The organism is Aeromicrobium sp. CnD17-E (genome assembly GCF_024124745.1).
Classification (GTDB): Bacteria; Actinomycetota; Actinomycetes; order Propionibacteriales; family Nocardioidaceae; genus Aeromicrobium.
The window spans coordinates 1-25,399 of sequence record NZ_JAMXRU010000029.1; the positions used below are offsets into that span (position 1 = coordinate 1).

28 protein-coding genes are annotated in these 25,399 nt (G+C 72.8%); 20 read left to right on the forward strand and 8 right to left on the reverse strand.

What is annotated here, in order from left to right:
• From NH339_RS07795 to NH339_RS07805, 3 genes are all read right to left on the reverse strand, one after another.
• Positions 1-270: hypothetical protein (locus tag NH339_RS07795; RefSeq protein ID WP_253024119.1), on the reverse strand; the 270-nt coding region annotated here is incomplete at its 3' end.
• A gap of 10 nt (positions 271-280) precedes the next feature.
• The gene (locus NH339_RS07800; RefSeq protein WP_253024121.1) at positions 281-1,747 is read right to left on the reverse strand and encodes an acetyl-CoA carboxylase carboxyltransferase subunit alpha/beta; all 1,467 of its coding nucleotides are present in this window, start codon (positions 1,745-1,747) and stop codon (positions 281-283) included.
• 10 nt (positions 1,748-1,757) lie between these two features.
• A complete protein-coding gene (locus tag NH339_RS07805; protein WP_253024123.1) occupies positions 1,758-2,498 on the reverse strand; it encodes a response regulator transcription factor in 741 nt (246 codons plus the stop codon).
• A gap of 196 nt (positions 2,499-2,694) precedes the next feature.
• Here NH339_RS07805 and NH339_RS07810 point away from each other — a divergent pair, with 196 nt between their 5' ends.
• From NH339_RS07810 to NH339_RS07820, 3 genes are all read left to right on the forward strand, one after another.
• On the forward strand, positions 2,695-2,949 hold the full coding sequence (locus NH339_RS07810) for a MoaD/ThiS family protein (protein ID WP_253024125.1): 255 nt from the start codon (positions 2,695-2,697) through the stop codon (positions 2,947-2,949).
• A 66-nt stretch (positions 2,950-3,015) separates the two neighbouring features.
• Positions 3,016-3,816, forward strand: coding sequence for a hypothetical protein (locus NH339_RS07815; protein WP_253024128.1), 801 nt, complete (start codon positions 3,016-3,018; stop codon positions 3,814-3,816).
• Between the two features lie 43 nt (positions 3,817-3,859).
• Entirely contained in the window at positions 3,860-4,348 is a 489-nt protein-coding gene (locus NH339_RS07820) for a thioredoxin family protein (protein WP_253024130.1), read from the forward strand.
• Positions 4,349-4,363: 15 nt separating this feature from the next.
• Here the strand turns inward: NH339_RS07820 and NH339_RS07825 are convergent, their stop codons facing one another.
• Positions 4,364-4,861, reverse strand: coding sequence for a MarR family winged helix-turn-helix transcriptional regulator (locus NH339_RS07825; protein ID WP_253024132.1), 498 nt, complete (start codon positions 4,859-4,861; stop codon positions 4,364-4,366).
• A 67-nt stretch (positions 4,862-4,928) separates the two neighbouring features.
• Here NH339_RS07825 and NH339_RS07830 point away from each other — a divergent pair, with 67 nt between their 5' ends.
• The 7 genes from NH339_RS07830 (at position 4,929) to NH339_RS18835 (ending at position 10,990) form a co-directional block, all read left to right on the forward strand.
• Positions 4,929-5,456, forward strand: a complete 528-nt coding sequence (locus NH339_RS07830; protein WP_253024134.1) for a phenolic acid decarboxylase — start codon at positions 4,929-4,931, stop codon at positions 5,454-5,456.
• Between the two features lie 2 nt (positions 5,457-5,458).
• Positions 5,459-6,256 (forward strand): alpha/beta hydrolase, encoded by a 798-nt coding sequence (locus NH339_RS07835; protein WP_253024136.1) that lies wholly within the window; start codon positions 5,459-5,461, stop codon positions 6,254-6,256.
• 388 nt (positions 6,257-6,644) lie between these two features.
• Complete coding sequence (locus NH339_RS07840; protein ID WP_253024138.1) at positions 6,645-7,088, forward strand: DUF4395 domain-containing protein; 444 nt, start codon at positions 6,645-6,647, stop codon at positions 7,086-7,088.
• A gap of 61 nt (positions 7,089-7,149) precedes the next feature.
• Positions 7,150-7,998 carry a sulfurtransferase gene (locus NH339_RS07845; RefSeq protein ID WP_253024140.1) on the forward strand — a complete coding sequence of 283 codons (849 nt, stop codon included), beginning with the start codon at positions 7,150-7,152 and terminating at the stop codon, positions 7,996-7,998.
• A gap of 1 nt (position 7,999) precedes the next feature.
• Positions 8,000-8,317 (forward strand): DUF1416 domain-containing protein, encoded by a 318-nt coding sequence (locus NH339_RS07850; RefSeq protein WP_067860108.1) that lies wholly within the window; start codon positions 8,000-8,002, stop codon positions 8,315-8,317.
• A 164-nt stretch (positions 8,318-8,481) separates the two neighbouring features.
• Positions 8,482-9,198 carry an LPXTG cell wall anchor domain-containing protein gene (locus NH339_RS07855; RefSeq protein WP_253024142.1) on the forward strand — a complete coding sequence of 239 codons (717 nt, stop codon included), beginning with the start codon at positions 8,482-8,484 and terminating at the stop codon, positions 9,196-9,198.
• Positions 9,199-9,205: 7 nt separating this feature from the next.
• On the forward strand, positions 9,206-10,990 hold the full coding sequence (locus NH339_RS18835) for a DUF4012 domain-containing protein (protein WP_253024144.1): 1,785 nt from the start codon (positions 9,206-9,208) through the stop codon (positions 10,988-10,990).
• Between the two features lie 33 nt (positions 10,991-11,023).
• Here NH339_RS18835 and NH339_RS07865 read toward each other — a convergent pair whose 3' ends face one another.
• Complete coding sequence (locus NH339_RS07865) at positions 11,024-12,139, reverse strand: LCP family protein (protein ID WP_253024147.1); 1,116 nt, start codon at positions 12,137-12,139, stop codon at positions 11,024-11,026.
• Between the two features lie 128 nt (positions 12,140-12,267).
• Positions 12,268-12,720, reverse strand: a complete 453-nt coding sequence (dtd, locus tag NH339_RS07870) for a D-aminoacyl-tRNA deacylase (RefSeq protein WP_253024149.1) — start codon at positions 12,718-12,720, stop codon at positions 12,268-12,270.
• Between the two features lie 37 nt (positions 12,721-12,757).
• Here dtd and NH339_RS07875 point away from each other — a divergent pair, with 37 nt between their 5' ends.
• From NH339_RS07875 to NH339_RS07885, 3 genes are read left to right on the forward strand one after another with little or no spacing between them, the layout of a single operon-like run.
• Entirely contained in the window at positions 12,758-13,270 is a 513-nt protein-coding gene (locus tag NH339_RS07875; RefSeq protein WP_253024151.1) for an FABP family protein, read from the forward strand.
• On the forward strand, positions 13,263-14,279 hold the full coding sequence (locus tag NH339_RS07880) for a folate-binding protein YgfZ (RefSeq protein ID WP_253024153.1): 1,017 nt from the start codon (positions 13,263-13,265) through the stop codon (positions 14,277-14,279). The genes NH339_RS07875 and NH339_RS07880 overlap by 8 nt, the downstream gene beginning before the upstream one ends.
• A gap of 1 nt (position 14,280) precedes the next feature.
• Complete coding sequence (locus NH339_RS07885) at positions 14,281-14,826, forward strand: hypothetical protein (protein ID WP_253024155.1); 546 nt, start codon at positions 14,281-14,283, stop codon at positions 14,824-14,826.
• Positions 14,827-14,840: 14 nt separating this feature from the next.
• Here the strand turns inward: NH339_RS07885 and NH339_RS07890 are convergent, their stop codons facing one another.
• A complete protein-coding gene (locus tag NH339_RS07890) occupies positions 14,841-16,202 on the reverse strand; it encodes a polysaccharide biosynthesis tyrosine autokinase (RefSeq protein ID WP_253024157.1) in 1,362 nt (453 codons plus the stop codon).
• A gap of 150 nt (positions 16,203-16,352) precedes the next feature.
• Between NH339_RS07890 and NH339_RS07895 the strand changes: the two genes are divergently transcribed.
• Together NH339_RS07895 and manA are read left to right on the forward strand one after the other, a co-directional pair.
• Positions 16,353-18,221 (forward strand): DEAD/DEAH box helicase, encoded by a 1,869-nt coding sequence (locus NH339_RS07895; RefSeq protein ID WP_253024159.1) that lies wholly within the window; start codon positions 16,353-16,355, stop codon positions 18,219-18,221.
• A 26-nt stretch (positions 18,222-18,247) separates the two neighbouring features.
• Positions 18,248-19,432 carry a mannose-6-phosphate isomerase, class I gene (gene manA / locus NH339_RS07900; protein ID WP_253024161.1) on the forward strand — a complete coding sequence of 395 codons (1,185 nt, stop codon included), beginning with the start codon at positions 18,248-18,250 and terminating at the stop codon, positions 19,430-19,432.
• Between the two features lie 263 nt (positions 19,433-19,695).
• On the opposite strand, the gene NH339_RS07905 is transcribed toward manA, so the two are convergent.
• Complete coding sequence (locus NH339_RS07905; RefSeq protein WP_253024163.1) at positions 19,696-20,781, reverse strand: mannose-1-phosphate guanylyltransferase; 1,086 nt, start codon at positions 20,779-20,781, stop codon at positions 19,696-19,698.
• A gap of 152 nt (positions 20,782-20,933) precedes the next feature.
• On the opposite strand from NH339_RS07905, the gene NH339_RS07910 reads away from it, so the two are divergent.
• The 5 genes from NH339_RS07910 to NH339_RS07930 all read left to right on the forward strand — a co-directional run bounded on the left by NH339_RS07910 (position 20,934) and on the right by NH339_RS07930 (position 25,378).
• Positions 20,934-21,860, forward strand: coding sequence for an asparaginase (locus tag NH339_RS07910; protein ID WP_253024165.1), 927 nt, complete (start codon positions 20,934-20,936; stop codon positions 21,858-21,860).
• A gap of 82 nt (positions 21,861-21,942) precedes the next feature.
• Positions 21,943-22,371, forward strand: a complete 429-nt coding sequence (locus NH339_RS07915; RefSeq protein WP_253024168.1) for a helix-turn-helix domain-containing protein — start codon at positions 21,943-21,945, stop codon at positions 22,369-22,371.
• On the forward strand, positions 22,368-23,162 hold the full coding sequence (locus tag NH339_RS07920; protein WP_253024170.1) for a hypothetical protein: 795 nt from the start codon (positions 22,368-22,370) through the stop codon (positions 23,160-23,162). Before NH339_RS07915 ends, NH339_RS07920 begins: the two co-directional genes overlap by 4 nt.
• 80 nt (positions 23,163-23,242) lie before the next feature.
• On the forward strand, positions 23,243-23,506 hold the full coding sequence (locus NH339_RS07925; protein WP_067860083.1) for a DUF2516 family protein: 264 nt from the start codon (positions 23,243-23,245) through the stop codon (positions 23,504-23,506).
• 183 nt (positions 23,507-23,689) lie between these two features.
• The gene (locus NH339_RS07930) at positions 23,690-25,378 is read left to right on the forward strand and encodes a BCCT family transporter (RefSeq protein WP_253024172.1); all 1,689 of its coding nucleotides are present in this window, start codon (positions 23,690-23,692) and stop codon (positions 25,376-25,378) included.
• Positions 25,379-25,399: the final 21 nt, after the last annotated feature.

The following is a 25,399-nucleotide window of genomic DNA, read 5'->3' on the forward strand; positions in this document are numbered from 1 at the left end:
GAACGGCTCCACGCCGTCGGCCTGGTGCGCGGCGTGGTTCAGGGCCAGCAGCCCGTGGTCGTCCGCGGGCTCCTCGCCGGCGGTGGCGGGTGCTGCTGCGGCGGAGGTCGGGGGCTCGACCTCGCCGCGCTGGGACTCGGCGAGCGCCACGCCGATGGCCAGGAACGCACCGGCCCAGACAGGGTTGCCGGTGACGAACGTGAACAGGACGCCGACGACCGTCCAGACGAGCACCATGCCGCCGTACCGACGGTCGCGAGAGTTCTTCACCCGCCCCAGCCTAGGCGTGGGTCGAGGGGAGCCCGTTCGCGCCGCGGGCGTCGAGCAGCCCGCGCAGCTGGTGGCCGACCTCCGCCGCGACCGCACGCGCCAGGGCCTCGGGCGAGTCGTCCTCCGGCTCGGGCACGACGTGGTGCACGGTGCCGGTCTCCTGCAGGTCGAGGGCCGAGACGCGCTGCTGCTGCGCCATCTGAGGGGCGTGGTCGACGTCGCCGTGCACGATGGCGCTGGCGCCCTCGGGCGGCAGCGGCGACAGCCACGCGTTCTCGGTGGCGACCACGACGTCGGCCGGGAGCAGGGCGAGGGCTCCGCCGCCGCTGCCCTGGCCGAGGAGCACGGAGACCGACGGCACCTCCAGCGTCGACATGGCGGCGATGCAGCGGGCGATCTCGCCGGCGATCGCCCCCTCCTCGGCGCCCGGCGACAGCTCCGCGCCCGGGGTGTCGATGAGGGAGACCAGCGGCAGGCCCAGCTCGGCTGCCAGGCGCATGCCGCGCCGCGCCTCGCGCAGTGCTGCCGGACCCATCGGGTTGGCCGGGGTCTGCGTGGTGCGGTCCTGCCCGACGACGACGCAGGGCACGCCGTCGAGCCTGGCGAACGCCACCAGCATCGCCGTGTCGCGCTCGCCCTCCTCGGTGCCCTGCAGGCGCACCGTGGCGTCGCTGCCGTGGCGCAGCACGTCCCGCGCACCCACGCGCGGCTCGGCGCGGGTGATCTCGATCGACTCCCACGTGCCGTGTCGGCGGCGCGTGCCCGGCTCGACCCCGGGACGTCGGGTGCGGGTCGCGTCGGTGACGGGGTCGACGAGCAGACCGAGCGCGCGGTCGACGACGGACGGCAGCTCCTCGTGCAGGACCACGGAGTCGACAATCCCGCGTCGGGCGAGGTTCTCGCTGACCTGGACCCCCGACGGGAACGGTCGGCCCTCCAGCAGCTCGTAGACCTTCGGTCCGAGGAACCCGACGAGGGCGCCGGGCTCGGCCACGGTGATGTGGCCCAGCGACCCCCACGACGCGAACACGCCGCCCGTGGTCGGGTGCCGCAGGTGCACGAGGTACGGCAGTCCGGCGGCGCGGTGGTCCATGATCGCGCGGGAGATGTCGACCATGTGCACGAACGCGGGCGTACCCTCCTGCATGCGCGTGCCGCCCGAGGCGGTGGAGGCGAGCAGCGGCAGGCCCTCGGCCGTGGCACGCCGGACGGCGGCGACGATGCGCTGGGCCGCGGCACGGCCGATCGAGCCGGCGAGGAACCCGAACTCGTTCAGGACGAACGCGACGGGGCGGCCGCGGACGAGACCGCGACCGGTGATGATCGACTCGTCGCAGCCCGAGCGCGCTGCCGCCTTCTCGACGGCCGCGCGGTAGTCCGGCGGGTACCCGGAGACGTCGATCGGCTGGTCCCAGGACTCGTACGTGCCCTCGTCGAGGACCAGCGCGACCAGGTCCAGCGCGCTGATGCGGTCCATCCGGCGGCCGCTAGGCGCGTGCGCCCGGCCCGGGGACCGACGCGCTGCGGCGCGCGGCCGGCTCGTCGGCCTCCGCAGCCGTCGCGACGAAGCGGTAGCCGACGTTGCGCACGGTGCCGATCAGCGTCTCGTGCTCGGTGCCCAGCTTGGCGCGCAGCCGTCGGACGTGGACGTCGACGGTGCGGGTGCCGCCGAAGTAGTCGTAGCCCCACACCTCCTGCAGCAGCTGCTGGCGGGTGAAGACGCGGCCCGGGTGCTGGGCGAGGAACTTCAGGAGCTCGAACTCCTTGAACGTGAGATCGAGCGTGCGGTTCTCGAGCTTGGCCGTGTAGGTGGCCTCGTCGACGACGAGACCGCTGGAGGCGATGACGTGCGAGTCGTCCTCGGCACCCTGGCCGGCTGCCACGCGGCCGATGGCCAGCCGCAGCCGGGCCTCGAGCTCCGCCGGGCCGGCGGTCGTGAGGATGACGTCGTCCATGCCCCAGTCGGAGGCGGCGACGGCGAGTCCGCCCTCGGTGAGGATCAGCACCAGGGGGCACTCGATCCCCGTGCTGCGGATGACGCGGGTGAGGCTGCGGACCTGCGCGAGGTCGTGGCGGCCGTCGACGAGGACGGCGTCGGAGGGCGGTGCGTCGATGAGCGCGCTGGCCTCCGCCGGGAGGATCTTGACGTGGTGGGGCAGCAGCGCGAGGGCGGGCAGCACCTCCACCGAGGACTGGGTGCTCTTGGTCAGGAGCAAGAGGTGTGACACTGCGGTCCCTCCGTCGGTCCGCCCCGGGCGCCGTGCCCGTGGCTCGCACTTATGACAAGAGGCCAGGTGAAATCACCGTGGCCTCGTTGCATGGCCCAGACTAGTGCATGTGTCGGACGAATCACCACGAGGTGTCGCGAAAGAGAACGACGTCACACCGGCAGGTGGCCGGGAGGCGGACGGGACGTCGACGCCCGTGGTGACGGTGCGCTACTGGGCTGCGGCACGGGCCGCCGCCGGGGTGGAGAGCGAGCAGATGCCCGCCGGGACCCTCGCCGAGGCCGTCGACGAGGCCGTGCGCCGCCACGACGGCGACCAGCGGCTGCGCGCCGTGCTCGACATGTGCTCCGTCCTCGTGGGGGAGGTGCCCGTCGGACGGCGCGACCGCACCCAGGTGGGTCTCGACGACGGGGCTCTCGTGGAGTTCCTGCCGCCGTTCGCCGGCGGCTGAGCCCGGCGGTCGAGCGCGGGGGCCGAGTCGAGCGGGGCGCACCCCGACGCCTGGCATCATGCGAGGGTGCCTCGACTCGTCCCGTCCCTGCTCTCGGCCGCCCTGGCGGGGCTGCTCGCGCTCGCGGTCGCCACGGGCGAGCTGTGGCTCGTCGCGGTCGGCGTCCTCGTCGTGCAGGTGCTGGTCGCCACGGCGCCTGCCCACGGCGCGGGCGAGCGTCCGCGCCCGACGACCTTCGTGCCCGTCGTCGCGGGCAGCCTCGTCGCCACTGCCGTCGCCTGGGACCCGCAGCTGCTGCGGGGCACCGACGGCACCGTGGCCACCGAGGACGCCCTGATCTCCGCCGGCGTGTTCTCCGGCGTCATGCTCGGGTCGGCCGTCGTCGTGTTCGCCGGACTGGTGGGGCAGATGCTGCGCCGCGACGGCCGGCAGGACCTCGTGCGGGCCGTGGCCGCCACCGTGCTCGTCGGCGTCGTCGCCACGTGCGCAGCCGGTTGGGTGGCCGCGTCGGGCGAGTCGGCCTCCATCGACGTCGTCGCGATGGCCGCCGCAGCGCTCTCCGTGGCCCTCCTGGTGTGGTCGGTGCCCGGTGACCGGGTGCTGCTCGGATCGGGTGCGGTGACGGCTGGTGCACTCACCGGCGTGCTCGTCTCCGCGACGGTCGAGGGGACCGGGACGTGGGTCCTGGGTCTCGCGGTCGGTGGCGCCGCGGCCGGGTGCGCGCTGCTCGGGCAGGTGCTGGGGCGTGCCTGGAGCATCGGGGCCCTGCCCGGTCCGCAGACGTGGGCCTTCCCCGCGGCGGTGTCGGTGGCCCTGGTCGGGCCCGCGGTGCACGTCGGGGCGTCGCTGGCGGTGCTCACGGTCTAGCCGCTCGCGGGGCGCGCGACCGGCCCCGTCGTAGCCTGGGGACGTGACCGGTGTGATCGTCCTCCTCGTCGCCCTCGCGGCGACCGGCGTCGTGGCCCTGCTGCTGCGCCGTCGTGACGGTCGGTTCTCCACCCCGGCTCCCGCGGCATCAGCGTCGGCGTCGTCGGTGGCCGTCGACGGAGCGCAGGAGCCCGACCCGGGTGCGTCGTCCGCCGTGGCCGCGGAGCCGCGCGAGGTGCTCACGGCGGAGGAGATCGGCGGCCCGCTGGGCGACCGGCTGACCTTCGTCCAGTTCTCCAGCGCCTTCTGCAGTCCCTGCCGTGCCACGCGCGCGCTGCTGAGCGACGTCGTGGCGACCCGTCCCGACGTGGTCCACGTCGAGGTCGACGCCGAGTCGCACCTCCACCTGGTGCGTCGGCTGAACATCCTGCGCACCCCGACGGTCGTGGTCGTCGGCCCTGACGGGACGGTGCTCAGCCGGGCCTCGGGCCTGCCGCGCCGCGACCAGGTGCTCGCCGTCCTCGACGCCTGAGCGCGCTCTGCCCGGCTAGGTGCCGGACGTGGGGGCGGGGTGTCGGCGTCCGCCCTCGTCGAGGGCTGCGCGGACCTGGGCGAGCACGGGGAGGGCGTCGTCCAGCGTCCTGCGCTGTGCCGGGTCGAGGTCGCCGAGGATCTCGACGAGGAGGCTCTCCGCGGCATCGTCGTAGACGCGCAGCTGCTCGCGCGCCAGGTCGGTGAGACCCACCTGGACGCTGCGGGCGTCGGCGTCGTCGGCCCTCCTCGTCACGAGCCCGCTCTTCTCCATGGCCGAGACGAGGTTGCTGACCGTGGGTCGGGCGAGCCCGAGCCGCCGACCGAGCGCCGTCGGGCTCTCCCAGCGGTCGGGGTGGAGGCGACGCAGCACCTCGATCTGGGCGTCCGGGAGCGACGGCAGGCCGGCGCGGGCACGGGAGGCGTTGAGGATCGACCGACGCAGGGGGCCGACCTCCTCGCTCAGGCCTCGGGCGAGAGTCCCGAGAGCATCCTGGCTCGTGGTGTCGTGCACGGCTCCAGACTAGGCGATGGGCGACTGATGCGTTTGCAACAAACGCATTTCTTGTCATAGTGGAGGCATGAGCACTCCCACCAGCATCGACCAGCCCGTCCCCGAGCAGGAGCTCGACGCCATCGTCGGCCACCGACTCATCTACACCTACGCCAACGGCTGGCAGTACGAGATGTACGTCAAGAACGCCACGACGATCGACTACCGCATCCACACCGGGATGGTCGGTGGCCGCTGGGTGAAGGACCAGGAGGTCGACCTCGTCGGGCTGGGCCGCGGGGTCTTCAAGATCTCGTGGAACGAGCCGACCGGCACGAGCGTCGTCGTGAACATCGTGCCCGAGGACCGGGTCCTGCACGGCACCATCTTCTTCCCGCACTGGGTCGAGCAGGACGGGTCGAGGACGGTCCTGTTCCAGAACGACCACCTCGACGAGATGCGCCGGTTCCGCGACGAGGGCCCCACCTACCCGATCTACGTCGTGCCGGAGTTCGCGCACATCACCCTCCTCGAGCACGTCGGCACCGACGACGAGACCGTGATCGACACCGCGCCGGGCGACCTGCCCGCCGGTTTCGCGGACCGGAGGAACTGACCATGGGGCCGAGGGAGCCCGACGTGGTGCCGCTGACGCTCTCGCACGGCGGTCGTACGCTCAGGGGCCACGAGCTGAGGCCGGTCGCCGTCGACGGCGCACCGTCCGTCCTGCTCGTGCACGGGTTCAGCGACTCCAGCACCGGGCCGCGACGCCTCTTCGTGCAGGTCGCCCGGCGGCTGACGGCCCTCGGTGCGGTCGTCCGCGCGTACGACCGTCTCGGTCAGGGCGTCAGCGACGGCGAGTTCGAGGACGTCACGCTGCGCGACGAGGTCGACCAGGTGTCGTCGATGGTCCGCGAGCTCGCGGCCGACCGCTCCGCGCCCGTCCACGTCGTGGCGCACAGCCTCGGCGCGGTGGAGTCGGCCATCGTCGCCGCTCGGCTGCCCGACCTGGTGGCCAGCCTCACGCTGTGGTCGCCCGCCGGCGTCGTCGTCGACGACATCGTCGTGAAGCACGAGATCCAGGGCCGGTCGCTCGCCACCGTCGAGGAGGACGGCGGCTTCGACGTCGGCGGCATGTGGCTCGGGCAGGCGTTCATCGACGACGTGCGCGACGACCTCGACGTGTACGCAGAAGCGGCCGGGTACCCCGGCCCCGTCCAGGTCGTCCACGGCGCGGCCGACGAGATCGTGCCGCCGGAGTACGGACGTCGCTACGCGGAGCTCCTCCCGCAGGGCGCGTTCACGGAGGTCGCCGGCGCCGACCACGCCTGGTCGTCCCGCGCCCTCCGCGAGGGCCTGGTCGAGCATTTGGTGTCGTTCCTCGGGCTGGTGCCGGAGCAGCAGCGTCGGCGGTAGGTGGCGCGCGGCTCGCCCCCTCAGCGGTAGGTGGCACGCGTCTTCGCCGCTCGTTGGCGCGTGCCACCTACCGCTGGCCCGCACTCCGCAGGTCACCTACCGCTGAGCTGCGGCACGCCGCCGCACAGGGGCGTCTTGAATGACGAGACGGCCTTCCAGCATGCGAGACGATCTGCGGGCGTTCGCGACGGACCGACCTACAGTGGACGCATGACCGGCTCGACGTACCTGACGCGGCGCCTCGCGGTGGACAACTGCCGCACGCGTTCCGCGCTGTGTCGTCGCTCCTGATCGACCGCACCGGCCACCCGCCCGCGGTCCCGAGCCCGCCCGTCAGCCCGCCGAGCGTCGACCCTGCGTCGCGCCGGCCCGTCCAGGAGACCGTCCCATGGCCCGTCCCACCCACGTCGACCCGCGCGGCATGCGCTTCGCGGCTGCGCTGACGTCCGTCGTCCTGGCCGTCGCGCTGGTCGTGCCGACCTCGGTCGCGCTGGTGCTGCTGGCCGTCCAGGGCGTCGTGTTCGCGATCGGCGCCAGCGGTCACCTCGACACGTCGCCGTACGCGATCCTCTTCGCCCGCCTGGTGCGACCGAGGATCGGTCCGCCGGCCGAGCCGGAGGACGCGCGACCGCCGCGGTTCGCGCAGACCGTCGGACTCGGCTTCGTCGTCGTCGCCCTCGTGGGCTTCGGCGTCGGCATCCCGGCACTCGGCTACGTCGCCACGGCGTTCGCGCTCGTGGCTGCCCTGCTCAACGCTGCCGTCGGCTTCTGCCTCGGCTGCGAGCTGTACCTGCTCGCGCGACGCGCCACCGCGTCCCGCGCGCACGCCTGACCACCACCTGCACGCCCACCCGACCCCACCACCGCGTGGGACCACACATGGAGGTATCCACATGAGCCGCGACACCGCGCTCGTCACCGCCGACTGGGTCGAGGAGCACCTCGACGACCCGAAGGTCGTCCTCATCGAGGTCGACGAGGACGTCGAGGCCTACGACAAGGGCCACATCCCCGGCGCGATCAAGCTCGACTGGAAGAAGGACCTCCAGGACGGCGTCCGCCACGACTTCATCTCCAAGGAGAAGCTCGAGAAGCTGCTCTCGGAGAAGGGTGTCGCCAACGACGACACGGTCGTCTTCTACGGCGGCAACAACAACTGGTTCGCGGCCTACGCCTACTGGTACCTGACCTACTACGGCCACGAGAACCTGCGTCTGCTCGACGGTGGCCGCAAGAAGTGGGAGCTCGACAGCCGCGAGCTGTCCGCCGACGTCCCGGACCGTCCGGCCACGACCTACACGGCCCAGAAGCCGAACGAGGCCGTCCGCGCCTACCGCGACGAGGTCGTCGAGGCCATCGGCACGAAGAACCTCATCGACGTCCGCAGCCCTGACGAGTACGCCGGTCGCCTGCTCGCCCCCGCGCACCTGCCGCAGGAGGCCGCCCAGATCGCCGGCCACATCCCCACCGCGGGCAACGTGCCATGGAGCAAGGCCGCCAACGACGACGGCACCTTCCGCAAGGACGAGGAGCTCAAGGCCCTCTACGCCGACGCCGGCCTCGACGAGGGCAAGGACACCATCGCCTACTGCCGCATCGGCGAGCGCAGCTCGCACACGTGGTTCGTGCTCAACGAGATCCTCGGGTACCCGAACGTCAAGAACTACGACGGCTCGTGGAGCGAGTACGGCTCGCTGCGTGGCGTGCCGGTCGCGGTCGGCGACGAGCGCGGGGAGGCCTGACATGTGCGGAGCCGTCAAGGGCGGACCGAGCCTCGAGGGCGTCGACGTCGCCAACCAGGCCGTCATCCAGGGTGTCGTCGTGCGCGGCGACGAGCCCGTCGGCAACGCGTACGTGCGTCTGCTCGACCGCACCGGTGAGTTCACGGCCGAGGTCCCGACCTCGGCGACCGGCCAGTTCCGGTTCTTCGCCGGACCCGGTGAGTGGACGCTGCGCACGCTCGCGCCGCGCGCCGAGGCCGTCGACCTCGCCGTGGCCGCGGCGATCGGCGTGGTCGCCGACGTGGTCGTCGACATCGACCGGGTGCCCGCCACCGCCTGAGCACCACCTCGCGAGACCCCGGACCGTCACGGTCCGGGGTCTCGTCGTCTTTTCCGGGCATCTCGCGCAGGAAGGACGTGACCCCCCGCCGTCTCGCTCGTTCTAGAGGCGAGCACGCTCGCGCCCGGACGTCGCGCTCATGTCAGATCTTGTGAGGGAGTCTCATGAAGAAGCACCTTGCGGCACTCGTCGCCTCGGTCGTCGCCGCCGTCGGACTGGTGGCGCTGCCCTCCGCGACGCTCGCCCCCGCCCAGGGAGCCACCGTGCCGTACCCCGTGCTGGTGTGCGACATCCAGGTCTCGAAGACCCGCGTCGCCCCCGGTGAGACGTTCACGGCGACCGTCACGGCCGACGTCCCGACGACGATCACCGCCACCTACGAGGGCCAGACGCGCACCGCCAGCAACACCAAGAAGCTGGTCGCGACGTTCACCGCCCCCCAGGTCACGCGGAGCACCTCGACCACCGTGCGCGCCATCTGCGGCGACAAGGCCGGCTCGGGCGCCGAGGTCATCGTGGCCCCCTCGGGCGGCTCCAACGGCGACGGTGGCTCGCAGGGTGACGCGGACGCCGACGGCGGCTCCCAGGGCGACGCCGACGTCAGCGCCGACGGTGGCTCGCAGGGCGACGCCGACGCCGACGGTGGCTCGCAGGGTGACGCCGACGTGAACGCGGACGGCCTGGGCTCGCAGGGCGACGCCGACGTGAACGCGGGCGGTGCCGGCACGGACGGCGTGGCCGACGCCGACGCCGGCACGGAGGACCGCAACGGCATCCTGCCCGGCACCGGCGGCACCGACTTCTGGCTGCTCGTCCTCGGCGCGCTGCTCGTCCTCGCCGGCGTCGGCGCCGTGGTCGCCCGTCGCCGCCGCGACGGCTGACCCGACCGTGAGGCCGCCTCGGCGGTTCCTGCCCGAACGCTGGGACCGGGCCGGCTGGGCCCGGCTGGTGCTCTCCGTCGTCGGGGGTGTCGTGCTGGTGTGCGGGGTCGTGCTCGCCTGGCAGGGCGTCCGCGCGGCCATCCTCCTGCAACGAGCCAGCGACGCGTCGCAGGTGCTGCTCGCGCAGGTGGCCCAGGGTGACGCCGACGGCGCTCGGCGCACCGCCGAGGTGCTCGAGGACGCCGCGCGACGCTCCCACGACTCGACGGACGGTCCCCTGTGGGCGGTGGCCTCCTGGCTGCCGGTCGTCGGTGACGACGTCGACGCGGTGCGGGTGGTCAGCCGTGAGGTCGACCGGGTCGCGACCCGGGCGGTCCCCACGGTCGTCGACGTGACCGCCCAGGTCGGCCTGGACGCGTTCTCGCCGCGCGACGGTCGCATCGACATCGCGAACCTCGAGAGCGTCGCACCCCGGCTGGGTGCGCCGCGCCGAGCCCTCGCCGAGGCCGCGCGCAACGTGGGCGACATCCGCCCGGAGGACGTCGTCGGCCGGCTGCAGGTGCCGGTCCGACGCCTGCAGGACGTGCTGACGGGCGCCGCGTCGGCAGCCCGGGTCGCCGACACCGCCGCGACGCTGCTGCCCGACATGCTCGGCGCGCAGGAGCGTCGCCGGTACCTGCTGCTCATCCAGAACAACGCCGAGGTGCGCTCCCTCGGCGGCATCCCCGGCTCCTGGGCGGTCATCGAGGCCGACCGTGGCCGGGTGCGCATGACCGAGCAGGGCTCGGCGATCGACGTCCCGCCCGTCGACGACCCGCGCCTGGCGGTGCCGGCGTCGCAGTACGGTGCCGTCCCGGTGTCGGCGGCCGAGGACCTGCGCAACACCACCTCGGTCCCGGACTTCCCGGAGGCGGCACGGTTCGCGGGGTCGCTGGTCGGCGAGGCGACCGACACCCGGTTCGACGGCGTCGTGTCGGTCGACCCCGTGACGCTCGGCTACCTGCTGCAGGGGCTGGGCCCGGTCACCCTCGGCGACGGCACGCGGCTGACCAGCGAGAACGCCGTGGACGAGCTGCTCAACGGCGTCTACCGCCGCTACACGACCGACCCGCTCGCGCAGGACGCCGTGTTCGAGGACGCCGCGCGCAGCATCTTCGACGCCTTCGTCGGTGGACGCGGGGCGACCCAGCCCGTCCTCGAGGCGCTGGTGCGCGCGGCCGTCGACAACCGGGTGATGGTCTGGTCGGCCGACCGGTCGGAGCAGCGCCGCATCCGCACCACGGGCGTCTCGGGCGTCCTGTCGCAGGACACCGACCGGGCGCGCGTCGGCGTGTTCGTGGATGACAGCAAGGGCTCGAAGCTGCAGTACTACCTCGAGACGTCGCACACGCTGACGTCGTCGCGCTGCGTCGACGACCGCAGCCAGGAGCTCACGCTGCGCACCCGTCTGAGCTCCGTCGTGCCGAGGTCGGGCCTGCCCGTCTCGATCACCGGCTTCCGGCTGCCCGGCCTGTCCGCCACGGACCAGCGGCTCTCGGTGCGGGTCGTGGCCCCTGCCGGGGGCGTCCTGCAGCAGGTCCGGCTCGGCGACGTCGACCGTCAGCCGGTCGGTGGACGGCTCGGCGACCGTCGGGTCACCGTCGTGCCGCTGACGCTGCGAGCGGGGGAGTCGGTCGACCTGACCGTCACGATGCGCACGGGCGACGGGCAGACGGGCGATCCCGTGCTGACGAGCACGCCCGGCATCCGCGCGGAGCCGAACGACGTGCGCGTGCGCTCGGCCTGCGGCTGACACCGACCGTTCCGTCGCACACCGTCCGGGCGGTCAGCCGATCTGACGCTCGTCGGCGAGCCGGTCGTCGGGGTACTTGCGCAGGTAGGCGTCCATGCGGTCGTTGCGCAGGGCGTCGAACAGCTCCGCGCACTTGGCCTGGTCGAGCACGACGACGTCGCCGTACGTCGGGTCGAGCTCGGTCCCGGCGACGGGCGCGGTCAGGAAGGTGACGTCGTCGGAGCGGACCCCGCGCAGCGACAGTGCGAGCGCACGCATGTCGCCCGGGTCCCAGTCGGCGTCGACCGTGAGGTTCTTCGTCACCGCGGTGAGGGTGCGGGTGAGCTTGATCGGGTTGCTGAGCGTGTCACGCGCCAGCATCTTCTTCATGAGCGAGCGCAGGAAGTTCTGCTGCCGGGCGATCCGGTCGAAGTCGCCGCGGACGAGGCCGTAGCGGGTGCGCACGTACGCGAGGGCCTTCTTGCCCTCCAGCGTCTGCTGGCCCGCCTGCCACTGCACCTCCTGCTTCGGGTCGTAGAAGGCGCGGGGGATGAACACGGGCACGCCGCCGACGGCCGAGGAGAGCGACTCGAAGCCGTCCCAGTCGATGATCGCCAGGTGGCGCATCCGCAGGTTCGTGAGGTTCTCGACGGTCGAGATCGCCCCGTCGGGCCCGTACTCGGAGAACGCGTCGTTGATCTTCTGCTTCGAGCGCACCGCGCCCGTCTGGTCGTGGATGTCGGTGAACGTGTCGCGCGGGATGGAGACGAGGTAGACCTTGCGCCGGTCGGACGTGATGTGGGCGATCATCAGGGTGTCGCTGCGGTACTTGCCCGCCGGCCAGCGCGACGCCGCAGCGTCCTCCGCGAGCGTGGTGTCGCGGGCCCCCGGCTCCTCCTTGCCCTTGTCCGACCCGAGCAGCAGGATGTTGAGCGCCCTGCCGCGGTCGGGGTCGGGCCGGTCCTTCTCCTTCAGCTGGGTGTCGACGCGACCGACGTTGTCCAGCTGGGAGTTGAGGTAGTAGGCGTAGCCGCTGGCGGTCCCGAGCACCAGCACGAGCACGCCCACCACACCGACGAGCAGCCTCCGGTGGCGACGGTGCCACGGTGTCCCGCCCGCACGACGCTTGCCCGCGACGGCACGACGCTCACGCTTGAGGCGTCGCGACATGGACACGTCCGTTCGGTGGGGGCGGGGCGCCGGCCGCACCGGACCACGGACGACCACGCGTGATCCTACGCGGCCCACCTGAAAGGACGGTCAGAACACCGGACCCGCGGCGACCGCGACAGCGTCGTTCACAGCTCCAGCAGGATCGTGACGGGTCCGTCGTTGACCGACGCGACCTGCATGTCGGCGCCGAAGCGTCCTGTGGGCACGTCGGTGCCCAGCGCGCGGAGGGCGGCGCAGAACTCCTCGTACAGCGGCTCGGCGACGGCTCCGGGAGCGGCCGCCGTCCAGCTCGGACGGCGACCCTTGCGGGCGTCGCCGTAGAGCGTGAACTGGCTGACGACCAGCACGGAACCGCCGGTGTCGGCGACCGACCGCTCCTCGCGCAGCACCCGCAGCCCGTGCACCTTCCGGGCCAGGGCGTCGGCCTTCTGCACGGTGTCGTCGTGGGTGACGCCGAGGAGCACCAGGAGGTGGCCCCCCTCCTCGGTCTGGCCCTCGTCACCGCCGCCCACGGAGCCGACGACCTCGCCGTCGACGACGACGGACGCCTGGGTCACCCGCTGCACCACTGCACGCACGGCGGCAGGCTAGCGCGCCGTCGATACGATGGGCAGCATGGCCTTCGAGATCCCGGCAGACCTGCACCCCGACGTGGCCCCGCTCGCGTGGCTGCTCGGCACGTGGCACGGCAACGGGCGGGGTGACTACCCGACGATCGAGCCGTACGCGTTCGAGCAGGACGTGGTCTTCGCCCACGACACGCGTCCGTTCCTGCACTACTTCAGCCGCTCCTGGACGACCGACGAGGAGGGCAACCGCACCGGACCCGGCGACCTCGAGACCGGCTTCCTGCGGCCCGCCGGCCTGGTCGAGGGCGGCAAGGGCATCAACGTCGAGCTCGTGCTCGCCCACCCCACCGGCTACGCCGAGATCTGGTACGGCGTGGCGGAGGGCCCGCGGATCACGCTCGGCACCGACGTCGTCGCCCGCACCCAGACGGCCGTCGAGTACACCGCCGGGCAGCGCATGTACGGGCTGGTCGAGGGGGCGCTCATGTACGCCGTCGACAAGGCCGCCGAGGGCCAGGGCATGCAGTCGCACCTGTGGGGGAAGCTCGCCCGTGTCTGAGCATCCCGCGTCCACGCCCGACGAGGCCGCCCCGGCACGACGCAGCCCGCTGCTCGACGTCGAGGGCGCCGTCGAGGCCGACCCGCCCGACTCCGGCGTCGCCGCCCACTACGGCGAGCTCACCGTCGAGCAGCGCCGGCTGGAGCGCGGCGAGGGGTTCGTCGACCTGTCGCACCGCGACGTGCTGACGGTCACCGGGCCCGACCGGCTCACGTGGCTGCACTCGCTGACCACCCAGCACCTGGAGTCGCTGCCGCCGGGCCTGCCCACCGAGGTGCTGGTGCTCACCCCGCAGGGGCGCATCGAGCACGCCTTCGAGGGCATCGACGACGGCACCACCTTCTGGGCCCACACGGAGCCCGGCGCCGGGGCCGTTCTCGTCACGTTCCTCGACCGGATGCGCTTCATGATGCGCGTCGAGGTGGCCGACGTGAGCGACACGCACGCCGTGCTCGGCCGGGTCGAGCCCGGCGCCGACGGGACGCCCGGACGGTCGGTCTGGGCGATCGAGCCGCGCGCCGACGTCGCGTCGTGGCCCGAGCGTCACGGGCGGCCTGCGGGCACGTGGGCCTGGGAGGCGCTGCGGATCGCTGCCGGCACCCCGCGGCTCGGCCTCGACACCGACGACCGGACCATCCCGAACGAGGTGGGGCTGCTCGAGCGCGCCGTGCACCTCGACAAGGGCTGCTACCGCGGGCAGGAGACGGTGGCGCGGGTGCACAACCTCGGCCGTCCTCCGCGCCGGCTCACGCTGCTGCACCTCGACGGCTCGGCCGACCGGCTGCCGGCGCCCGGTTCACCGGTCGAGCGGGCCGACGCACCCGGCCAGGCGGTGGGCGTGCTCGGGTCGCGAGGTCTGCACCACGAGCTCGGCCCGATCGGCCTCGCACTGCTGAAGCGCTCGGTGCCCACCGACGCGACCCTCGTCGTCGACGGCGTCGCCGCCGCGCAGGAGCTCGTCGTCGACCCCGACGTGGGCCTGCACGTGCGTCCCCGGTCCGGTGGCTGAGGTGGGGGCGCGGCCCGAGCCGGCCCGCTGGAGCATCCTCACCGTCTGCACCGCGAACGTCTGCCGCTCGCCGCTGATGGAGCTGCTGCTGCGCGAGCGGCTGGACCCTGCGCGGTTCGAGATCGCGAGCGCCGGCGTGATGGGCTGGCGCGACGCACCGGTCGACAGCATGGTGCGGCTCGAGCTGGCCCGGCTCGGCCTCGACGGCTCGCAGTTCCGGTCGAGGCCGCTGCACCCCGCCCACGTCAAGGCCGCCGACGTCGTGCTCACCGCGACGAAGGAGCACCGCGCCTCCGTGCTCGAGCTCGACCCCGGGGCGCTGCGCAAGACGTTCACGCTGCTCGAGCTCGCCGCCCTCGTGGAGGACCACACGGCCGACAGCCTGCCCGAGCTCGTCGCCGACGCCGCGCGCCGTCGCAGCACCGCGCCCAGCCTGCTCGACGTGCCCGACCCGTTCCGTCGCGCGCCGGAGGTGCACCGCAGCACCGCCGACCTCATCGACGACGCGACCGAGCGGCTCGCCCGGACCTTCGCCACCCTCGGCTGAGCGGTCTCGTGCGGCTAGCGGCCGCGGCGGGGACGACGTCGCGTCGACTGCGTCGCGTACTCGTACCCGTAGCCGAAGCGTCCTGCGGCGCGGCGCGGCGACATCGAGAGCACCGTGCCGAAGAGCGTCGCGCCGACGGTCTGCAGCCGCTCGACGGCAGCGCGCACCTGGTCGTGGCCGGTGCGGCCGTGGCGCACGACGAGCAGAGCGCCGTCGGACAGCAGGGCCAGGATCGTCGCGTCGGTGACGGGCAGCAGCGGCGGCGCGTCGATGAGCACGATGTCGTAGGCGCGACGCAGGTCGGCGACGAGCTGCTCCATGGCGCCGGTCTGCACGATCTCGGCCGGGTTCGGCGGTCGGGCGCCGCTCGTGAGCACGTCGAGGCCGGGGATCTCGGTCTCCTGCATCGCCTCGTCGAGCTCGACCCGGCCGACGAGCACCGTGGTCAGGCCGACCGTGCTCTCGAGGCCGAACTGCTCGGCGAGCTGCGGACGGCGCAGGTCGCCCTCCACGAGCGCGACCCGCAGGCCCGACTGCGCGAGCGCGATGGCCAGGTTGCAGGCCGTGGACGTCTTGCCCTCGGCCTCCACCGCACTCGTGACGGTGATGACCGTGCGGTCGTGGTCGACGTCGACGAACTGCAGGTTCGTGCGCAGGATGCGGATGGACTCCGCGCGCGGGTGCTGCGGAGACAACGACGTGAGCAGCGGCGCGTCCTGCACGCTGCGGTCGTAGGCGACGGCGCCCAGCAGGGGTGCCTCGGTGGTCGCCTCGAGCTCGTCCGCCGACGCGACCCCGCGGTCGGCGAGCTGACGCCAGCGCGCGACGCCGAGACCGAGCAGCAGCCCGACCAGCAGGCCGCCGAGCAGGTAGGGCCAGCGGCGCGGCGAGACGGGACCCGTCGAGCCGGTGCCGGGATCGATGACCAGCCCCGTGACCTGCTGGTTCGGGCGCAGCGCCTGCTGGCTGTCCTCGAGCCACGCGGTGAACGCCTCGGCGATCGCGCCGGCGCGCTCGCGGGCCACGTCGAGGCTGCCGTCGCGGACCGTCACGCGCAGGACGTCGCTGTCGCCGACGACGCCCGAGCGCACGGAGTCGGCGGGCAGCGACGACTCGTCGAGCGCCCGCGCGGCGCGGTCGAGCAGGTAGGGCTGGGAGAGCAGACGGCCGTACGACTCGACGGTGCGGGCGGTGACCGCGCGGGCCGAGCCGTCGACGCTCGCCGGCGGGGAGGAGACGAGGACCTCGGCCGACGCCTCGTACCGCGGTGTGAGGCCCGACACGACCAGCTGCCCCGCGAGCGCACCGAGCAGACCCAGCAGCACCACCAGGAGCCAGCGTGATCCGAGCGTTCGACGGGGGGTCGGGCTCGGCATCGGGCACCGTCTCCTTCGGTCTCGGGCCACACGGGGGAGGGAGGCCGGGCTCGCCGAGGTTGGTCTCGGGGCCGTCGGTACGGAACACTAGCGGTTGCACCCTGCGTCACGACGGGGTTCCCCCGTCTCGCAGTCAGCACCAGGAGCTTCATGACCGACGACCGTCCCGCGTCCGACCTGTCCGAGCAGACCCCCGACCAGGAGGCGTCGAACGCCCCGGAGGCGACGTCCCCCGGCGCCCGCTTCGCCGCCCTGGGCCTCGGTGACGAGCTGGTGGAGGTGCTCGGTCGGCTCGGCTACGAGGCACCCACCCCCATCCAGGAGGCGGCGGTGCCGGCGCTGCTCGCCGGCCGCGACGTCGTCGGGCTCGCGCAGACGGGCACCGGCAAGACGGCCGCGTTCGCCCTGCCGATCCTCGAGAAGATCGACCCCGACCGCGCCTCCACGCAGGCGCTCGTGCTCGCTCCCACGCGTGAGCTGGCCCTGCAGGTCTGCGAGGCGATGACGTCGTACACGCCGCGGTCGCGCCGCATCCGCGTGCTGCCCGTCTACGGCGGGCAGGGCTACGGCGCCCAGCTGGCCGGGCTCGAGCGCGGCGCCCACGTCGTCGTCGGCACGCCCGGTCGCGTCATGGACCACCTCGACCGTGGCAGCCTCGACCTCTCCGGGCTCGACCACCTCGTGCTCGACGAGGCCGACGAGATGCTCGCGATGGGGTTCGCGGAGGACGTCGAGCGGATCCTCGCCGACACCCCCGAGTACAAGCAGGTCGCGCTGTTCTCGGCCACCATGCCGCCGGCCATCCGCCGCCTCGCGAAGCGCTACCTGCACGACCCCGCCGACATCGCGACGCCGCAGGCCCGCTCGTCGACGAGCACCGTGCGCCAGCGCTGGATCCCCGTCTCGCACCACGCGAAGCTCGACGCGCTCACGCGTCTGCTCGAGGTGGAGAGCGGCGACGCCATGATCATCTTCGTCCGCACGAAGTCGGCCACCGAGGAGCTCGCGGAGCGACTGCGGTCGCGCGGGTTCTCGGCCGCCGCCATCAACGGCGACCTCGTGCAGGCGCAGCGCGAGCGGACGGTGACGGCGCTGAAGAACGGCTCCCTCGACATCCTCGTCGCGACCGACGTGGCCGCACGCGGGCTCGACGTCGACCGCATCACCCACGTCGTCAACTACGACATCCCGCACGACCCCGAGGCGTACGTGCACCGGGTCGGTCGCACGGGCCGCGCCGGTCGCAGCGGCGAGGCCATCCTGTTCGTCACCCCGCGCGAGCGTCGGCTCCTGTCGGCGATCGAGAAGGTGTCGGGACGGCCGGTCGAGGAGACCGGCGTGCCCAGCGTCGACGAGGTCAACGCGCGGCGCACGGCGAAGTTCGCGCAGGCGATCACCGACAGCATGGGCTCCGCGCAGTTCCACGCGTTCCGGGGCCTCGTGGAGGACTACGTGCGCGAGCACGACGTCGAGATGCTCGACGTGGCCGCGGCGCTCGCGGTGATGAGCACCGACGACAAGGAGTTCTTCCTGCGTCCGGACCCGCCGAAGAAGGAGCGTCGCGAGCGTCCGGAGCGGCAGGACCGGCCGGTGCGCGACGCCGGTGACCGGCCGCCGCGTCCGTCGAAGGACGGCTGGGCGCCGTACCGGATCGCCGTCGGCAAGCGGCACAAGGTGACGCCGTCGATGATCGTCGGCGCGCTCGCGAACGAGGGCGGTCTGCGTCGTGCCGACTTCGGCAAGATCACGCTCGGCATCGACCACGCCGTCGTCGAGCTCCCGCAGGACCTGCCCTCCGCAGTGTTCGAGGCGCTCGCCGACACGCGGATCTCCGGACGTCGTATCGAGCTGCAGGCCGACCGCGGCGCCCGGGTCGGGCGGTCCTCGCGCGACGACCGGCCGACCGCGCACCGCAAGGGCTCGGGCGGACCGGGCGGCAAGGGCAAGGGCGGTCAGCGCGGCAGCTGGTCGAAGGACGGCGAGTCGCCCCGCAAGCCGCGCCACCCCAAGGGTCACTGACGGCCGTCGGCCGAGGAGAGGACGAGATGCGACGACTGGACAACCCCGACCGCGACTACGACTGGGGCTCTCCTGACGCCATCCCGCGCTTCCTCGGCCGCACGCCCGACGGCGCTCCCGTGGCGGAGATCTGGATGGGCACGCACCCGCTGAACCCCTCGACGGTGCAGGGTGCCGACGGTCCGGTCTCGTTGCGGGAGGTGGCCGGCGAGCTGCCGTTCATGCTCAAGATCCTGGCCGCCGACCGCCCGCTGTCGATCCAGGTGCACCCGAACGCCGTCCTCGCGCAGGAGGGGTTCGAGGCCGAGGAGGCGGCGGGCGTGCCGCTGGACGCGCCGCACCGCGTGTACAAGGATCCGCACCCGAAGCCGGAGATGGTCTACGCGCTGACCGCGTTCGACACGCTCGTCGGCTTCCGCCCGACGGCCGAGATCCTCCGGGTGCTTGCCGCGATCGACGTGCCCCGCGTGCACCAGCTCGTCGAGAGCCTGCGTCGCCAGCCCGGCTTCCTCGGCATCGTGCGCATCGTCGAGGACCTGCTCACGGACCGTCCGTCCGCCGAGGAGGTGGCGGCGGTCGTGGCCGCCTGCCGCGCGGGCGTCGAGCGCGGCATCGACATCAAGCGCGCGTACGCGACGGCCGTGCTCGTCGACGAGCACCACCCGGGCGACGTCGGGGTCGTCATGTCGCTGCTGCTCAACCGGTTGACGCTGCAGCCCGGCGAGGCCGCCTACCTCGGCGCGGGCATCATCCACGCGCACCTCAGCGGCCTGTGCGTCGAGGTGATGGTCTCCTCCGACAACGTGCTGCGCGGCGGGCTCACCGGCAAGCACCTCGACCCCCAGGGTCTCGTCCGCTGCCTCGACCGCGGCATGTCGCGACTGGCCCGCGTCGACGCCGACCAGTTCGGGTTCTCCACCGACGTCTACAGCCCCGGCCTGCACGAGTTCGCGCTCTCGGTGACGCAGTGCTCCTCGGCCGAGCCCGACGGCGCCCGCCTCCCCGACGACGGCCGTCGCATCGTCGTCTGCCTGGGCGGCGAGGTCGAGGTGGTGAACGAGGCCGGCGAGCGCGAGCACCTCGCCCGCGGCGAGGCGGTGTTCGCCGACGAGTCCGACGGCGTCCTGCACGCCGTCGGCACCGGCGAGGTCGCGCAGGCCTACACCCCCGCCCCCGACCTGCCACCCACCGAGCTCACCGACCTCGTCTGACGACTGGGCGGGCGTCGGCCTGGGGCCTCGGGGCAGCGGGTCGTGCTCGCAGTGGACACAGGATCCTGCGTTCTCGCTCCCTCAGCGGTAGGTGAGATGCGGAATGCGGGTCAGAGGTAGGTGACACGCGCTACTGGGCGCTGGTGACGCGTTCTACCTACCTCCAGGCGAGGCGAGGCGAGCGTCCCGCGTCCCGCGCAGGCCGCAGCTCGTGGGCCCAGACCAGCGCGCCCGCAGGACGAGACGAGCTGCCCGACGAAACCTCAGACCAGGTCGGTCCGACCCGAGGCGGCGAGGGCGGCGGGGACCTCCTTGACGCGCTGCGCGTGCTCGACGGTGGTCACGAGGAGGGCGTCGTCGGTCTGCACCACGACGGCGCCGGGGATGCCGACGACGGCGACGGTGACGCCTCCGGTGGTGCGCACGAGGCCGTCGGCGTCCACCCAGACGACGCCGGTGTCGCCGCTGACGCCGAGCTCGTGCAGGGCGGCGAAGTCGCCGATGTCGTCCCACCCGAAGCGGCCGGGCACGGTCGCGATGCCGCCGGTGAGCGACACCGGCTCGGCGACGGCGTGGTCGATCGCGATGCGGGTCAGCGTCGGCCAGACGGTCTCGAGCTCGGTCTGTGCGGCCGGGCCGTCCCACGCGGCGGCGATGCGCTGCAGACCGGCGTGCAGGGTCGGCTGCAGGCGCGCGAGGTGGTCGAGGAGGACGTCGGCGCGGGTGACGAACATCCCCGCATTCCAGCTGAAGGTGCCGGCGCGCAGGTAGGCCCGCGCGGTCTCCTCGTCGGGCTTCTCGACGAAACGCACCACGGTCCGCGCGCTCGGGGCGCCGTCGACCGCGAGCGGCGCGCCCGACTCGACGTAGCCGAACGCGGTCGACGGTGAGCGCGGAGCGATGCCGATCGTCGTCACCGCTCCGGTGCGGGCGGTGCGGACGGCCTGCGCGACGGCGTCGGCGAAGCGGTCCTCGCCGGTGATGACGTGGTCGGCCGCGAACGACGCGACGACGGCGTCGGGGTGCCGGGCGAGCACGACGGCGGTGGCGAGCCCGATGGCCGGCATCGAGTCGCGCGGCGACGGCTCGACGAAGACGCTCGTCAGCCCAGGCAGCTGGGCCCGCACGGCGTCGGCGTGCCGTGGCCCGGTCACGACGTGCACCCGCTCGGGCGGCACCAGCTTCGTCACGCGGTCCCACGTCTGCTGCAGCAGCGTGCGGCCCGAGCCGGTCAGGTCGAGCAGGAACTTCGGGCGACCGGCCCGCGACAGCGGCCACAGCCGCGTGCCTGCGCCACCGGCCGGGATGATGACGTGCAGGTCGTCGAGGTCCGAGGGTGCTGTACTCATCGTCGGGGGCTCATCGTCGTGGGCTCATCGTGGGGGCTCGCGATCGTCGGTCGGCAGGGGCGGCACGTCACCGTGATGACGCGGCGAGTCTAGCGGCGCGCGACGCCGTCCCGGGGCGCTTCGGCGCCGCCGGGTGGACCTAGGCTGGGGCGATGGACGTCGTCGCCGAGGTCGTGCGGTCAGGGCTCGTGGAGAGCCGTCATCGGGGGACGGCCGTGCGCGTCGACCCGGACGGGCAGACCGTGTGGTCGATCGGCGACCCGGGCGCCGTCGTGTTCCCCCGGTCGACGAACAAGCCGTTCCAGGCCGCCGGGCTCGTGCGGGAGGGTCTCGACCTCGAGCCGCGGCTGCTCGCCCTGGCCGCCGCGAGCCACTCCGCCGAGCCGTTCCACCTCGAGGGCGTCCGCGAGATCCTCGCGCGCGGCGACCTCGACGAGTCGGCGCTGCAGACGCCGCCGTCGTACCCGGTCGACCCGCACGAGCACGCCGCCGTGCTGCGCGCCGGCGAGGGCCGGCTGCCGATCCGGATGGACTGCTCGGGCAAGCACGCGGCGATGCTGCTGACCTGCGTCCAGCGCGGCTGGTCCACCCACGACTACCTCGACCCCGACCACCCGGTGCAGCGGGCCATCACGGCCACGTTCACCGAGCTCGTCGGCCCGCCCGACGTGGTCGGCGTCGACGGCTGCGGTGCGCCCCTGCTGGCGACGTCGCTCGAGCGGCTGGCCCGCGGGATCGGGCGGCTCGTGCTCGCCGGTCCTGGCAGCGCCGAGCGCAGGGTGGTCGACGCGATGGTCGAGCACCCCGAGCAGGTCAGCGGCACGCGACGCCCCGACCTCGCCCTCGCGCGCGCCGTCCCGGGCTCGCTCGTGAAGTCCGGCGCCGAGAGCGTCGTCGTCGCAGGGCTCGCCGACGGCTCGGCCCTCGCCGTCAAGATCGAGGACGGCGGCGAGCGTCCGCTGTTCGTGGTGCTGCACCGCGCGCTCGAGCTGGCGGGGGTCGACGCCGACCTGCTGCGCGAGCGTCCGGTCGTCCTCGGCGGCGGCCAACCCGTCGGCGAGGTGCGCCCGGTCCTCTGACCAAGCGGTGCGCGACGGCGTGTGAGACGGCTCGCATGCAACTCTGCTTGCAGATGCTTGCATTTGCAAGCACACTGGAGACATGGCCAAGCTGCACGTGGGAGGAGCCGTCGAGACCCTCGGCGACTACCTGCGCGAGCAGCGACGCCAGGCACAGATGTCCCTGCGACAGCTGGCGGAGAAGTCCGAGGTCTCGAACCCGTACCTCAGCCAGATCGAGCGGGGCGTGCGCCGACCCTCGGCGGAGGTCCTCCAGCAGATCGCGAAGGCACTGCGCATCTCGGCCGAGTCGCTCTACGTACGAGCGGGGCTCATCGACGTCGACGAGTCCGGCGCGCGCATGGTCGAGGACGCCATCGCCCTCGACCCGCGCCTGACCGAGCGGCAGAAGACGGCACTGCTGGACATCTACCGCTCGTTCGTCGGCGCCGACGTGGCGACCGACGAGACGCTGGCCGAGACGGTCACCGAAGCCAACTCCGACACTCCATCCGAGGAGACATCCCCATGAGCATCACCGACCAGATCAACGCCCAGGTCAAGACCCTCGTCGAGGAGGTCAAGAACCTCACCGAGACGCTGCGCAAGGTCGAGCTCGACGACCTCCGCTCGCAGGCCACCGGCCTCGTCGGCACCGCCCAGGCGCAGGCGCAGGCCAGCTACGCCGAGCTGCTGCAGAAGGGCGAGGAGTTCGTCGCCCAGGCGCGCGCCCTCAAGCTCGACGACGTGCAGAAGCGCGGCGAGAAGCTGCTCGACGCCCTGCGCAAGGACGCCAAGAAGAACATCAAGGAGGCCCGCAAGGCCGCCGAGGACGTCGCCGAGGACGTGCAGAAGCGCGCCGAGGACATCGTCGCCGACGCGCAGGCGACCGTCGCGAAGGTGACGAAGAAGGCCCCGACCACCAAGGAGCAGGCCAAGAAGGCCCCGGCGAAGACGTCGGCCGCGGCCCGCTCCGCCGCCACGAAGGCCACGGAGACCGCCAAGAAGGCGCCCGCGAAGACGACCTCGACCGCGAGCACCGCCAAGAAGACCGCCGCCAAGAAGACGTCGACGGCCAAGAAGACGACCGCCGCGAAGACCTCGGCGGCCAAGAAGTCGACGCCGGCGAAGAAGACCTCCACCGCGGCCAAGAAGACCAGCTCGACGGCCAAGAAGACCACGTCGACGCCGGCCAAGAAGACGTCGACGGCCGCCAAGAAGACCACGTCGACGGCCAAGAAGGCGCCCGCGAAGAAGGCGCCCGCGAAGAAGACGACGTCCAGCAGCACGGGCTCCAGCGACAGCAGCAGCACGCAGTCCTGATCCGACACCAGCACCACCCGCGACGGCGGGCTCCCGGCGACGGGAGCCCGCCGTTCGGCGTCTGACGATAGGGTCCAGACGTGTTCGAGGTCCAGTCCAGCCTGATGCTCCTGCTGTCGCTCGTGCTGTTCGCCGTGAAGGCGTTCGCGCTCGTCGACTGCGTGCTGCGCGACGCCGGACGCTTCAGCGTCGCCGACTCGCTGCCCAAGAACACCTGGCTCGTGATCCTGGGCCTCGCCGTCGTCGCGCACGCCGTGTTCTGGGCGCCGCTCTCGCTGCTCAACCTCGCCGGGACGGTCGCGGCGCTGGTCTACCTCGCTCAGCTGCGCGGCAGCCACGTCTGACGCCTGCCGTCAGCCGCCCGTCGGGGCGTGACGCCCGCCACGAGACAGCGTGCAGGTTCGCCATCGGGCGGCGTCCTCGCTATGGTCGAAAGGTTTTCCCACGCACCTACCCCGCGGGGCGACCGGACGAACGCACGACGACCGAGCTGACGACGACTTCACCGATGGAAGAGGTGGTGCCTCATGAGTACCCGCACCGAGCACGAGCATGCACCCGAGGCAGGGTGGCGACGCAGGATCGACCCCGTGGTCTTCGGGGTGACGGGCGTGGTCGCCATCGCCTTCGTCGTCTGGGGCCTGGTGAGCACCGACGGCCTCAAGGCGGCCTCCGACGCCTCCCGCTCCTGGGTGATCGTCAACACCGGCTGGTTCTTCGTGCTGGTGGCGTCGTTCTTCGTCCTCTTCGTGCTGTGGCTCGCCGCCTCCAAGTACGGTCGGGTCCCGCTCGGCGAGGACGACGAGAAGCCGGAGTTCCGCACGGTCTCCTGGATCGCCATGATGTTCAGCGCCGGCATGGGCATCGGCCTGATGTTCTGGGGCGTCGCCGAGCCGCTGTCGCACTACGCCTCGCCGCCGCCGGGCACCGGAGAGCCGCAGAGCGAGGAGGCGCTGCAGAGCGCCATGGCCTCGACGATGTTCCACTGGGGCCTGCACCCGTGGGCCATCTACGCCGTGGTGGGCATCGCCATCGCCTACGGCACCTTCCGCAAGGGCCGCTCGCAGCTCATCTCCTCGGCCTTCCGCCCGCTCATCGGGCGCCGCGCCGAGGGCCCGGCCGGACGCGTCATCGACATCCTGGCCATCTTCGCGACGCTGTTCGGCTCCGCCGCGAGCCTCGGCCTCGGCGCCCTGCAGATCGGCGCCGGCCTGCAGTTCAACGGCTGGATCGACCAGCCCGGCAAGATCGCCCTCGTCGCCATCATCACCGTGCTGACGGTGCTGTTCATCCTGTCGGCCGTCTCCGGCATCGAGCGCGGCATCCAGTGGCTGTCGAACACCAACATGGTGCTGGCGCTCGCCCTCGCGGTGTTCGTGTTCGTCGTCGGACCGACGCTGTTCATCCTCAACATGCTGCCGACCACGCTGGGCGACTACGCCTCCCAGATGACGGAGATGGCGTCGCGCACGGCCGCCAGCGGCGACCAGGCGATGGAGGCGTGGCTGTCGAGCTGGACCATCTTCTACTGGGCCTGGTGGGTCTCGTGGACGCCGTTCGTCGGCATGTTCATCGCGCGCATCAGCCGCGGTCGCACGATCCGCGAGTTCGTGACCGGCGTGCTGCTCGTGCCCACGCTCGTGAGCCTCGTCTGGTTCGCGGTCTTCGGCGGGTCCGCGATCTTCGAGCAGCGCGCCAGCGGCGGACTCATCGGGTCCGACGGCTCCGTCGCCTCGGACTTCGCGCTCTTCCAGCTGCTGGAGAAGTACCCCGCAGCCGGCATCACGTCGGTGCTCGTCATGGTCCTCGTGGGCATCTTCTTCGTCTCCGGCGCCGACGCCGCCTCGATCGTCATGGGCACGCTCAGCGAGCGCGGCGCCACCGAGCCGAGCCGGGTCTCGGTGATCTTCTGGGGTGCGCTGACGGGCGCGGTGGCCGCGATCATGCTCGTGATCGGCGGGTCCGACGCGTTGACCGGCCTGCAGAACATCACCATCGTCGCGTCGGTGCCGTTCGTGTTCGTCATGGTCGCGCTCTGCGTCTCGCTGTGGAAGGACCTGCAGAGCGACCCGGTGGTCGTGCGCCACCGCCTCGGCCAGGAGGCGGTCGAGGGTGCGGTGGTCGTCGGCGTGGAGGAGCACGACGGCGACTTCGCGCTCGTCGTCGAGCCGACCGACAGCAGCGCCGAGCCGGCCTCGGACGACACGCAGCGGTGACCGCGTGACGGCGTCCCGGAC